9 protein-coding genes and 2 pseudogenes are annotated in these 12501 nt (G+C 61.5%); 9 read left to right on the forward strand and 2 right to left on the reverse strand.

The window, feature by feature from the left end; all coding sequences use genetic code 11:
* Positions 1-196: 196 nt before the first annotated feature.
* From leuS to PQR42_RS33855, 6 genes are all read left to right on the forward strand, one after another.
* Positions 197-2788 (forward strand): leucine--tRNA ligase, encoded by a 2592-nt coding sequence (gene leuS / locus PQR42_RS33830; protein WP_408390786.1) that lies wholly within the window; start codon positions 197-199, stop codon positions 2786-2788.
* 91 nt (positions 2789-2879) lie between these two features.
* Positions 2880-3431: an LPS-assembly lipoprotein LptE gene (locus tag PQR42_RS33835; RefSeq protein WP_408221351.1), complete on the forward strand. Its 552-nt coding sequence runs from the start codon at positions 2880-2882 to the stop codon at positions 3429-3431.
* A 54-nt stretch (positions 3432-3485) separates the two neighbouring features.
* Positions 3486-4604 carry a DNA polymerase III subunit delta gene (gene holA / locus PQR42_RS33840; RefSeq protein ID WP_408221353.1) on the forward strand — a complete coding sequence of 373 codons (1119 nt, stop codon included), beginning with the start codon at positions 3486-3488 and terminating at the stop codon, positions 4602-4604.
* A gap of 246 nt (positions 4605-4850) precedes the next feature.
* Positions 4851-6122, forward strand: coding sequence for a glutamate-5-semialdehyde dehydrogenase (locus tag PQR42_RS33845; RefSeq protein WP_408390784.1), 1272 nt, complete (start codon positions 4851-4853; stop codon positions 6120-6122).
* Between the two features lie 78 nt (positions 6123-6200).
* Positions 6201-6617: a CopD family protein gene (locus PQR42_RS33850; RefSeq protein WP_408390782.1), complete on the forward strand. Its 417-nt coding sequence runs from the start codon at positions 6201-6203 to the stop codon at positions 6615-6617.
* A gap of 425 nt (positions 6618-7042) precedes the next feature.
* The gene (locus PQR42_RS33855; protein ID WP_408390780.1) at positions 7043-7450 is read left to right on the forward strand and encodes a hypothetical protein; all 408 of its coding nucleotides are present in this window, start codon (positions 7043-7045) and stop codon (positions 7448-7450) included.
* A gap of 142 nt (positions 7451-7592) precedes the next feature.
* On the opposite strand, the gene PQR42_RS33860 is transcribed toward PQR42_RS33855, so the two are convergent.
* Positions 7593-8024, reverse strand: coding sequence for a nuclear transport factor 2 family protein (locus tag PQR42_RS33860; RefSeq protein ID WP_408390778.1), 432 nt, complete (start codon positions 8022-8024; stop codon positions 7593-7595).
* 638 nt (positions 8025-8662) lie between these two features.
* Here PQR42_RS33860 and PQR42_RS45805 point away from each other — a divergent pair.
* From PQR42_RS45805 to PQR42_RS33870, 3 genes and pseudogenes are all read left to right on the forward strand, one after another.
* A pseudogene (locus PQR42_RS45805) lies at positions 8663-8797 on the forward strand (ESPR-type extended signal peptide-containing protein); the annotation flags it as partial.
* A gap of 90 nt (positions 8798-8887) precedes the next feature.
* Positions 8888-10474: pseudogene (locus PQR42_RS33865) on the forward strand (YadA family autotransporter adhesin); the annotation flags it as partial.
* 126 nt (positions 10475-10600) lie between these two features.
* The gene (locus PQR42_RS33870; RefSeq protein ID WP_408390772.1) at positions 10601-11329 is read left to right on the forward strand and encodes an OmpA family protein; all 729 of its coding nucleotides are present in this window, start codon (positions 10601-10603) and stop codon (positions 11327-11329) included.
* Positions 11330-11395: 66 nt separating this feature from the next.
* Here the strand turns inward: PQR42_RS33870 and PQR42_RS33875 are convergent, their stop codons facing one another.
* Complete coding sequence (locus PQR42_RS33875) at positions 11396-12241, reverse strand: MurR/RpiR family transcriptional regulator (RefSeq protein ID WP_408390770.1); 846 nt, start codon at positions 12239-12241, stop codon at positions 11396-11398.
* Between the last annotated feature and the right edge of the window lie 260 nt (positions 12242-12501).

The raw sequence follows: 12501 nt of genomic DNA on the forward strand, positions 1-12501 counted from the left end.
AAGCCAAGCCAAGCCAAGCCAAGCCAAGCCAAGCCAAGCCGGGTCCGTTGTCGCATCGACCACGCCGCGCGGCGTACCCGTCCGCGGACGGTATAATCAGCCCTTTCCCCCGCAGAAGGGGAAACGACGCCATTTCATCCAGCAGAGCACCAAAGCGGCCGGTGCGAAAGCACCGACCCAGCGATCCCATCACACCATGTACGAAAAATACGTTCCCTCCGACGTCGAATCCGCCGCGCAAGGGCAATGGCGCGCCATCGACGCGTACAAGTCGACGGAAACCACCGACAAGCCCAAGTTCTATTGCGTCTCGATGCTGCCGTACCCGTCGGGCAAGCTGCACATGGGTCACGTGCGCAACTACACGATCAACGACGTGATGTACCGCTATCTGCGGATGAACGGCTACAACGTGCTGATGCCGATGGGTTGGGACGCGTTCGGCATGCCGGCGGAAAACGCCGCGATGGCCAACAACGTGCCGCCGGCCAAGTGGACCTACGACAACATCGCTTACATGAAGAAGCAGATGCAGTCGATGGGCCTCGCGATCGACTGGTCGCGCGAAGTCGCGACCTGCAGCCCGGACTACTACAAGTGGAACCAGTGGCTGTTCCTGAAGATGCTCGAAAAGGGCATCGCGTACAAGAAAACCGGCACCGTCAACTGGGATCCGGTCGATCAGACCGTGCTCGCCAACGAGCAGGTGATCGACGGCCGCGGCTGGCGTTCGGGCGCGCTCGTCGAAAAGCGCGAAATCCCGATGTACTACATGCGCATCACGCAGTACGCGGACGAACTGCTGAACGACCTCGAAGGCCTCGGCTGGCCGGAGCGCGTCAAGATCATGCAGCAGAACTGGATCGGCAAGAGCTTCGGCGTGAACTTCGGCTTCCCGTACGAGATCGACGGCGAGCAGAAGCTGCTGCGCGTGTTCACCACGCGTGCCGACACGATCATGGGCGTCACGTTCTGCGCGATTGCCGCCGAGCATCCGCTCGCCACGCGCCTCGCGAAAGACAAGCCGGAATTGCAGGCGTTCATCGAGGAATGCAAGCGCGGCGGCGTCGCTGAAGCCGACGTCGCGACCATGGAAAAGAAGGGCATGGCCACCGGCTTCTACGTCACGCATCCGCTGACGCAGGAACAGGTCGAAGTGTGGATCGGCAACTATGTGCTGATGAGCTACGGCGAAGGCGCCGTGATGGGCGTGCCGGCGCACGACGAGCGCGACTTCGCGTTCGTGAAGAAATACGCTCTGCCGATCAAGCAGGTGGTCGCGGTCGAAGGGAAGGAATTCTCGACGGACGCCTGGCAGGAATGGTACGGCGAGAAGACCGGTACGCTGGTCAACAGCGGCAAGTACGACGGCCTCGATTACGAACAGGCGGTGGACCACATCGCCGCGGACCTGAAAGAACTCGGCCTCGGCGACAAGCAGATCACGTGGCGTCTACGTGACTGGGGCGTGTCGCGCCAGCGTTACTGGGGCACGCCGATTCCGATCATCCACTGCCCGGCGTGCGGCGACGTGCCGGTGCCGGAAAAAGATCTGCCGGTGGTGCTGCCGGAAGACCTGGTGCCGGACGGCACGGGCAATCCGCTCGCCAAGTCCGAAGCGTTCGTGAACTGCACCTGCCCGACCTGCGGCGGCGCGGCCAAGCGCGAAACCGACACGATGGACACCTTCGTCGATTCGTCCTGGTACTTCTACCGCTATGCGTCGCCGGATGCGAAGACCATGGTCGACGAGCGCACCGACTACTGGGCGCCGATGGACCAGTACATCGGCGGCATCGAGCACGCGATTCTGCACCTTTTGTACTCGCGCTTCTGGGCGAAGGTGATGCGCGACATGGGTCTGGTCAAATTTAACGAGCCGGCCAGGAACCTGCTGACGCAGGGCATGGTGCTTAACGAAACCTACTACCGTGAAAACGAAGCGGGCAAGAAAACTTGGTACAACCCGGCCGACGTGACCGTTTCGTTCGACGACAAGGGCCGCCCGGTCGGCGCCGTCCTGAACGCGGACGGCCAGCCGGTGGTGCTCGGTGGCGTCGAAAAAATGTCGAAGTCGAAGAACAACGGCGTCGATCCGCAATTGCTGATCGATCAGCACGGCGCGGACACGGCGCGTCTGTTCGTGATGTTCGCCGCCCCGCCCGAGCAGTCGCTCGAATGGTCCGGCTCGGGCGTGGAAGGCGCGAGCCGCTTCCTGCGCCGCGTGTGGAGCTTCAGTCAGACCAACGAAGCCGCGCTGCGCCAGGGCGGCACGTTCGACGCCGCTCAACTCAGCGACGTCGAGAAAGTTTTGCGCCGCGAGATCTACAGCGTGCTGAAGCAGGCTGACTTCGACTATCAACGCCTGCAATACAACACGGTGGTATCGGCCGCCATGAAGATGCTCAACGCGCTCGACAGCGCGAAGGGCGCCCGGCCGGCCGTGTTGCGCGAAACGTGCAGCGTGATGCTGCGCGTGCTGTATCCGGTCGTGCCGCACCTCACGTTCCAGCTGTGGCAGGAACTCGGTTACGCCGACGAACTCGGCTCGCTGCTCGACGCGCCGTGGCCGAAGGTCGACGAGAAGGCGCTCGAGCAGTCCGAGATCGAACTCGTGCTGCAGGTGAACGGCAAGGTGCGCGGCGCGATCACGGTAGCGAAAGACGCCTCGCGTGAAGCGATCGAACAGCTCGCGGCCGCGCACGAGATGGTCGCGAAGTTCAGCGAAGGCAAGGCGCCGAAGAAGATCGTCGTGGTGCCGGGGCGCCTCGTGAACGTGGTCGTGTGAGGATCAACGAAGACATGACAGCCGGCAGGACGCCGCCGCGCGCGGCGGCGCTTGTCCGCGCTGTGGAATCTACTGCGAACCAGGAGCCAATGTGACTCGCAGAACGTTTTTGACGCTGGCTTGCAGCGTACTGATGTTGTCCGCCTGCGGCTTCCAGCTGCGCGGCCAGCAGGACTACGCATTCAAACGCCTCTTCATCGCCGGCGGTTCGCCGGCGGCGGCCGCGCGCTTGACGCGCATCGTGCAAGGCGGCAGCGACACGGTCGTGGTCAGCTCGGTCGCGAACGCCGACGCCACGTTGCAGATCACGGAAGGCCGCGGCACCAGCACGCTGACGCTGAACTCGCTAGGCGCAGTCGAAGAGTATCAATTGAATCTCAATATGAACTATTCGCTGATCGCCAAGGACGGCACGCTGCTGATTCCGCCGAGCGTGATCGCGCTGAACCGCGCGATGACCTATAGCGACCAGTTCTCGCAAGCGAAATCAGCTGAAAGCGACATTCTCTTCGCCGATATGGAAAACGACGCGATTGACCAGCTCACGCGCCGTCTGGGGGTCGTGCGATCGATGCATCCGGCGCCGGGCCAGGAAGTGCCGTCGGTTGCGCCGCGCGCGCCGTTGCCGCCGCCGCCGCTGTGAGCGTCGTGCTGTGTTCAATGTGCCGCACCTGTTCAACCTCGCCGATCGGTAGCCATGCAACTGCGACTTGACGCGCTCGAAGCGCATCTCGCCAAGGGACTCGCCGGACTGTACGTCGTGTACGGCGACGAGCACCTGCTCGCGCAGGAAGCGTGCGACCGTATTCGCGCCACGGCGCGGGCGGCCGGCTTCACCGACCGCTCGGTGTTCACGGTCGAGCGCGGGTTCGACTGGAGTTCGCTGCTGGGCGCGAGCCAGTCGATGTCGCTGTTCGGCGACCGTCAACTGGTCGAGTTGCGTATTCCGTCGGGCAAGCCGGGCAAGGAAGGCGCGGACGCGTTGAAAGCGCTCGCTGCTGCCGTCAATGACGACGTGCTCACCATGATCACGCTGCCGCGGCTCGACGCGGCCACGCAGAAGTCGGCGTGGTTCACGGCTTTGTCCGATGCGGGCGTCGCGTTGAAGATCGATCCGGTCGAGCGCGCGCAGTTGCCGAATTGGGTCGGCCAACGGCTCGCCGCGCAGGGCCAGCGAGTCGCCGCCGGCGAAGAAGGGCGGCGCGCGCTGGCGTTCATCGCAGAGCGCGTGGAAGGTAATCTGCTCGCGGCGCATCAGGAAATTCAGAAGCTTGGGTTGCTGTATCCGGCTGGGTCGCTGAGCTTCGAACAGGTTCAGGACGCCGTGCTCAACGTTGCGCGTTACGACGTCTTCAAGCTGAATGAAGCGATGTTGGCGGGCGATGTCGGCCGCTTGTCGCGCATGCTCGACGGGCTGCGTGGCGAGGGCGAGGCCGCGGTGCTGGTACTGTGGGCCGTGGTCGAAGAAGTGCGCACGCTGCTGCGGATCAAACGCGGCGTTGCGGCCGGCAAGCCGCTTGCGATGCTGGTGCGCGAGAACCGTGTTTGGGGGCCGCGTGAACGGTTGATCGGGCCGGCATTGTCGCGCGTGAGCGAGGGCGCGCTGGAGAAGGCGCTCGCGTTGGCGGCGCGGTTGGATCGGCAGGTGAAGGGTTTGTCGGGCGGTACGCCGGGCAATCATCGCAACGATCCGCCGCCTGACCCGTGGGACGGTTTGTTCGAACTGGCCATGACGGTGGCTTCGCCGAAAAGCTCGCCCGTGCCTCCGCCTCGACCTCGGCCAGGCTCCGTCGCGCCGTCGCGAAGGCCGGCCTGAAACGCGTCGCGAAGCGCCCCGGTCCGGCAACTTTGAGGGCCTGCCGGGCGATCTCGGGAATGTCGTCGTCAGGGTCCCGATGACCATTCGCGGCTGCCACGTTCGGCATGGAACGAGCACCGGCCTCTGAGCAACCTCGGCTGCGTCGGCAAGCAAAGCGCCTTCGCCCGACTTACAATCGCTTGATCTTTCGCTAATTCTGCCTGTCCGCCGCACGTCGACGTGCGCGGCATCACGAGAATCACCATGGATATCGACCAGTACATGACCGACCTCGGCCGTCGCGCCCGCCACGCTTCGCGGGCTATGGCGCGGGCGTCGACGGCGGCAAAGAACGCCGCGCTCGCGGCCGTTGCGCAAGCTATCGAACGCGATGCCGCAACGCTGAAAGAAGCGAACGCGCGTGACGTCACACGGGCGCGCGAGAAAGGCCACGACGCTGCGTTCATCGACCGTCTGACGCTGTCGGACAAAGCGCTGAAGACGATGGTCGAAGGTCTGCGGCAAGTCGCCGCGCTGGCCGATCCGATCGGCGAAATCAGCAATCTGAAGTACCGGCCGAGCGGCATTCAGGTCGGCCAGATGCGCGTGCCGCTGGGCGTGATCGGCATCATCTACGAATCGCGTCCGAATGTGACGATCGACGCCGCGGCGCTGTGCCTGAAGTCGGGCAACGCGACGATTCTGCGCGGGGGTTCGGAAGCGCTGGAATGCAATACGGCGTTGGCGAAGCTGATCGGTGAAGGGCTGGAAGCGGCCGGTTTGCCGCAAGACGCTGTGCAAGTGGTCGCCACGTCGGATCGTGCGGCGGTCGGCAAGCTGATCACGATGACCGAATACGTCGACGTGATCGTGCCGCGCGGCGGCAAGAGCCTGATCGAGCGGTTGATGAACGAAGCGCGCGTGCCGATGATCAAGCACCTCGACGGCATCTGTCACGTGTATGTCGACGATCGCGCGGATCTTGCCAAGGCGCTGACCGTTTGCGATAACGCGAAGACGCACCGCTATGGTACGTGCAACACCATGGAGACGCTGCTCGTCGCGCGCGATATCGCGGCTGAGGTGCTGCCGCCTTTGGGCAAGCTGTATCGCGCGAAGGAAGTTGAATTGCGCGTGGATCCTGCGGCGCGCGCGGTGTTGTCGGCGGCCGGCGTCGGCCCGCTGGTCGATGCGACCGAGGAAGACTGGCGCACCGAGTATCTCGCGCCGGTGCTGGCGATCAAGGTGGTCGATGGAATCGACGCGGCGATCGAACACATCAACGAGTACAGTTCGCAGCACACCGATGCGATCGTCACCGAAGACCACGACCGCGCCATGCGCTTTCTGCGTGAAGTAGATTCGGCGAGCGTGATGGTCAACGCATCGACCCGTTTCGCCGATGGTTTCGAGTTCGGTCTGGGCGCGGAAATCGGCATCTCGAACGACAAGCTGCACGCGCGTGGCCCGGTGGGTCTGGAAGGGCTGACGTCGCTCAAGTACGTCGTGCTCGGCCACGGCGAAGGCCGGCAATAAACGCGGCGCTGTTTGTGCGGGAGCGGGCCGGAAACGGCGCGCATTCTGACGCCATTACGTAGTACGAGAGGACCGCTGATGCTTTGGGTAAAGACGTTTCACATCGTTCTGATTGCCTCCTGGTTCGCCGGCCTGTTCTATCTGCCGCGCATCTTCGTCAATCTGGCGATGGAAACGGAGCCCGCGGCGACGGCGCGTCTGTTGACGATGGCGCGTAAGCTGTTCCGCTTCATGACGTTTATTGCGGTGCCGGCGCTGGCGTGCGGGCTCTGGTTGTGGCTCGTGATTGGGATCGGGCGCGGGCAGGGGTGGATTGATGCGAAGGTTGGCGTGGTCGTGCTGCTTTTGATTTACCACGGTTATTGCGGTGTGCTGCTGCGGACGTTTGAGCGTGGGGAGAACCAGCGGACGGATAAGTGGTATCGGATGTTCAATGAGTTGCCGGTGCTGGGGATGTTGGCGGCGGTGGCGTTGGTGGTGATTAAGCCGTTTTAGGCCTGCGTATTGAAGGTTATGTAGGTTTGGTTGCGCGGTTCAACTAGAAAGGGCGGTCTGCTGGATTCGGCGGGTTGCCCTTTTTGCTTTGTTGTTCGCTGCTGAGTCGTCTTAGGCCGAACGGCCAACGCGGCTGTCAGGCTATATTGAGATGGCTTGTCACGGAGCGGGCTGACTTATAATTCTTGAGCCACTGGCAACAACCGGTGGTCAGGTTTAGCAGCCTGAGATTTCGCCCGCACACCCGCCTAGGCGGGTCGTGCGCTAGCCGCTGCACGTCTATAGTTCTATGGGCGGGCCGTGGTGGGGAGCCGCAAGGCTCGCCGGTTTGGTGAAATCCCGGTCTGCTAACCCGCCATGTGCCCGCTCACCCACCTTCCAAGCGAGTGTCGGGCGATCCAGGTAAGTCTTTGGGAGATCGCACCATGAGCAAGTCCAAGAAAACCGCCAAGCCCGCTTCACGTCCACCCGTTGATGCCTTGCAATACGAAAAGCTCGCCCTGTCGGCGTTCAGTTCATGCGAGCGGCAGCTGACTCAACTTAATCGACTGGCCACGCTTGCGGCCTCAATATATAGGAATCCTGCATTGACGAGCCAGGAACGACGCAGCCGACAGGTGTTGCTCGAACTACTTGTCGAGACGTGCGAGGAGTACGAGCGGGAAGTGGAAGCCGACCGCGAGTTGTATCAAGTGATTGCACTCGATGCGCGTGATGTCGCCCATCGACGGATTACGGCGAGTGCGGCGGCGAAGTTGCTGGCGGGGGCGGGGGATGACCCGACAAAGGTGAACGCAGATTCCGAGCCGCTTGTGATCGCGACTGCTCATTGAGTGAGTTCGGTGACATGGAAACGCAAAGAGGCGCGATTCAATCGCGCCTCTTTGCATTGGACCGCTGATACCCGCGAAGGGTTTACTACTCGGGTGGTCAACTTGAGCGCGGCTCGTGACGACGCCGACGCGATAGGCGTTTCTACATCGGCCTGCGCGCCATGTGCGATGAAATGGCACGCCAGCCGTCGGGACGTTTTGCGTAGATATCGGTAAAGACAAATTTCACGGCCAGCGCGCCCGGACCGCTGGAGTAGTAATTGACACCAGAGACGACAGCGATGTCGCCATTGACGGTCGCCTGAACTTCGCTGAGTGACTGGGATGCGCCGGGCGCCAGACCGGGTGCGGCAAGCGCGTCGGCTTTGCCGCGACGGGTGCCGTTGGCTGTCACTTCAACATACGAATCGTCGAGCACTTTGTCCAGGACGGCGACGTCGTGCGTCGAAGCCGCCTTTGCCCATGATTGTTCGAGCGCGACCAACGCAGCTTCGTCCGGAGTGGCGGCGTATGAATACGTTGCGACCGATGCCAGCATTAGGGCGGCAGTGGTCAGGATGGCGGTGCGTTTCATGATTCTTCCTTGTCTAGAAATCTACGACGCGGCGCTGGGCCGGTGGATCGGGCGGGAACGGTGCGGGATGGCGTCCACCAACTTGAGTGGATGTTTTCAATCGTTCCGACGATGCGACACGTTTGTTCAAACGATGTGTTTGATTTTGTAGATAGCGGATTCGGCACTCAACCGGATTATTCTTAAAATTCCGTTTTCGTGCTCAGAAAATTCCCAATTCAAATTCGGTTTATTAAAAGACAACCTTCTTGAGTGGCGATATGGTCCGGTTTGTCTGGCAATAAGATAAATCCTAATTTTCTAATCTATATTATCAAAGGCGCAGAAAATTGGAATGCGTGGCCTGTTTTGTTGCGCGTTCCTATTGATATCGCCGACTGTTAAAGGTTGTTAAGAAACGCCTGGTCCCACTCTGGTGTCGATTCTTTGCTGTTTGTGGTCGTTTAAGACTTGTCTCATTCAAGCGCGTCTCACGTAAATCTATATTCGGATCACCCACCGAAGGGGTAATGAGACGGTCCCGAAGTTCTTGTTCGTACAACCGCCTTTTCCCCTCGGCAATCGCTTGATCTGCGTGCAGCGCTCAAACAGTTCTCCGCAAATCAGAACCGTTATCAAAAAGTTCGACAGGATTAAACGTGAACAAGACTTTCAAAACCGTCTGGAATGAAAAAACCGGTACTTATGTGGCTGCGTCAGAAGTGGCGAAGAGCCGGGGGAAGAAGAGTAGTAGCAAGAAGCTACTTGCGGTGGCGTTGCTGGCGGCTGGTGCTGGCGCGGGCAGTGCGGCGTATGCAGGCGCTTTGGATGGTGGGACAGTCGTCAGGTCGACGCAGGAAGCCATCGGCACCAATGCGCAGGTGACGGCGAACACGAATGACGGTGGAACGGGTGTTGCCATTGGCTACAATGCTCTTTCATCTGGAAGTTATGCAGTTGCGCTTGGAGGATTCAGTACCGCAGCGGGGGCGCAGAGTATCGCTATCGGCGCTAGCTCATACGTAGCCGCGAGTGGCGGCTTCGACGGCGTGGCGCTTGGCTTTGCGGCGCAATCAACTGGAGCGAACGGGACAGCCTTGGGAGGGCATTCACTAGCGTCTGGTGATTATTCTTTGGCAGTTGGACAGCGCTCGAGCGCTACAAACGCGTATGCCGTGGCAATCGGTGACTACGCGACCGCATCGGCAGCGAACTCGGTGGCGCTGGGCTCGAACTCGACCACGACGGCGAACCTGTCGGCCGCGGGCTACAACCCGGGTACGGCGACCCTGTCGGGTACGGCATCGACCGCCAACGGCGAAGTGTCGGTGGGCTCGGCAGGCAACGAACGTCGCGTGACTAACGTGGCAGCCGGCTCGGCAGCGACAGACGCGGTGAACGTGAGCCAGTTGATGTCGGAAGACGCGAAGGTCAATAACGTTAGCAATAACGTGAGCAATCTGAGCGGTAACGTCAGCAACATCGCGGGCAATGTCACGAACATCAGCAACACGTTGAACAACATCACCAACGGTGGTGGCATCAAGTATTTCCACACGAACTCGACGCTGGCGGACTCGTCGGCAACGGGCACGGACGCAGTGGCAATTGGTGGTGCGGCATCGGCGACGACCGCAAACTCGGTGGCACTGGGTTCGAACTCGGTGGCTAACTCGACGACGCTGACGACGGCGGCCTTCACGCCGGCGGGTGGCACGGCGATCTCGGCAGCTACGGCAACCGGCGGCGAAGTGTCGATCGGCAAGGCGGGTGCTGAGCGGCGTATCACGAACGTTGCAGCAGGTCTGAATGCGACGGATGCGGTGAACGTGAGCCAGTTGCAGTCGGAAGATGCGAAGGTGAACAACGTTAGCAGCAATGTGAGCAACCTGAGCAACAACGTCAGCAACATCGCGGGCAACCGTGACACGGAAGCAGCAGTCGCAAGCGGCACGCATTCCACGGCAATGGGTGCGAACGCCAGCGCGACCGCGGCCAACTCGGTGGCACTGGGTGCGAACTCGGTGGCTGACCGTGCGAACACGGTGTCGGTGGGCTCGGCGGGCAATGAACGCCAGGTCACCAACGTCGCGGCCGGTACGGCGACGACCGACGCGGTCAACGTGGGTCAGTTGAACGATTCGATCGGCGCAGCGGTCGGCAATCTGCCGGCTGGCATGACGGCGAAGGACTACACCGATCAGCAGATCAACTCGGTGCAGAACAGCGTCAACCAGGTCGCGAAGAGCGCCTACGCAGGTATCGCAGCCGCTACGGCGCTGACGATGATCCCGGACGTCGATCAAGGCAAGACGATCGCGGTCGGCATCGGCGGTGGCACGTACAAGGGTTCGCAAGCTGTCGCCCTCGGCGTCTCGGCACGTATCACCGAGAACCTGAAGATGAAGGCCGGCGCGGGTACCAGCTCGCAAGGCACGACGGTGGGTGTGGGTGCTTCGTACCAGTGGTAAGTGCCGTGACGGGTGGGGCGTGAGCCCCGTCCGTCAGCCGGATCTGCCTTTGACTTAACTGAAAGCGCGCTCTTGTCCGTGGAACACGTGGCAAGAGCGCCGCCTCGATGACGGAATTCGTGAAAAATGAACGCAACTCTTTTTAAATATCTTCGCGCGCCATTGCTCGGCGCGTTTGTGACCTTCCTTGCGGCGTGTACCACGCAGTCGGGACCGACCTATACGCTTCACGCGGTTAGCACGCCGAACCAGGAAGCGCCGACTTACCGGGTCAGCTGCCTGGGACTGTTTGAAAGCTCGAACAGTTGCGTGCGTGTGGCTGAGGAAACCTGTCAGGCTCAGCCTGTGACGTGGCTGGAAGCAATTGACGGCGTGAACAACAATGCACCCGTGAAGGCTCCGCGCGAAATGACCTTCATGTGCGGCAAGCCGGTCGTACAACAGCCGGTGCCTCAGCCGGTTCAGCAGCAGCCGGCTCCGCAGCCGCAAGCGAAGCCGGTGGTCCCGCAGGTTCGGTTGCTGCTGCAAGGCAACGCGAACTTCGCAACCGATAGCGCGACGCTTAGCCCGATTGCCAAGGAAAACCTCGACCAGTTCATGATCGTGAACCGAACCGTCAACCTGCATCGCGTGACGGTGACGGGTTATACCGACAAGACGGGTTCCGAGGCACATAACCTGAAACTGTCCGAGGCGCGTGCCACGGCTGTCGTCCAGTATCTGCGCGATGGCGGTCTCCACGCCGACCAGTTCGTCGCGCGAGGTCTGGGCAGCGCCGATCCGGTCGCGTCGAATGCGACGGCCGAAGGCCGCATGCAAAACCGCCGCGTCGATGTGCGCGTGTTCGCCGAGTAACCAGCAACACGTATTGTTTGACCACGAAGGCCTGCCATTGCGCAGGCCTCTTTTATCCGCGCCTCTTCAACCCTCGCCGTCGATCCTCAGCCGGCCGATCACTCCTTTCGCCTGTCCCACCCGCTCGACCAACTCGGGTCCACGCTTGAGCGCAACACCGACCGCCAGAATATCGCCGATCGCCAGATGCGACATGCGCGATGTCATCGGCGAAAACACGTCGTTTTCCTCGACCACGTTCGAGAACAAGCAAATCGACGCGACCCGTGCAAGCGGTGAACTGCCATGCGTAATCGCGATCACTTTCGCGCCGCGAGCGAGCGCAGAGCGCGCCGCTTCGATGATGTCGCGAGTCCGGCCGGTATTGGATACCGCGACCACGACATCGCCGGGCCCGAGTAGCGCCGCCGACATCGAGTAAGTATGTGGATCGGAGTACGCGACGCTCGGCATGCCGAGCCGAAAAAACTTGTGCTGGATATCCTGCGCTGCAATGCCCGAGCCACCCGCTCCGTAGAACTCGATGCGCGCCGCGTTCGCTAGCAACTCGACGGCGGCTTCGACGCTATCCGGCGACAGGCTGTTGCGCACCTCGATCAGCGTGCCGATGGTGCGGTCGAATACTTTGGCGATCAGTCCGGGCGCACCTTCATCCGGGCGCACGTCCCGATAGACGGTCGGCACCCCCGACGCAATCCCCTGCGCCAGCCGGATCTTGAATTCGCGAAAGCCCGAAAACCCAAGCGCATGACAAAACCGCGCGATGGTCGGCTGGCTCACACCCGCGCGAGCGGCCACCTCGGTCATCGACAGATCGAGCACCTCGCGCGGCGCCTCGATCACGTAGTCGGCCAGCTTGCGCTCGGACGGGCGTAGCTGATCGCGCATCTCTTCCACCTGAGACAGCATCATTGGAAAACTCGCACTATGCTGAAGAATGCGTGGACTATATCCGATTGCTGAGAAGGTACAAAAACTACATTTTAGCCGGTAGGTGTAATCCCTAGGTTTTGGGCGTAATGCGTGAAAGCTAAGCCGGTTGGGCGTTTCCCGTAGTCGGAGTATGCCGCAGCGCAGCACCAGAGAACATTGCGATCATGTAGTTTTTCTACTAAGATGGCGTCGTCAACTGATTCGACATTCCCGCGATACCTACCTGGCATAGTGCGCGC

This window comes from Paraburkholderia sediminicola, assembly GCF_046027355.1.
Classification (GTDB): Bacteria; Pseudomonadota; Gammaproteobacteria; order Burkholderiales; family Burkholderiaceae; genus Paraburkholderia; species Paraburkholderia sediminicola_B.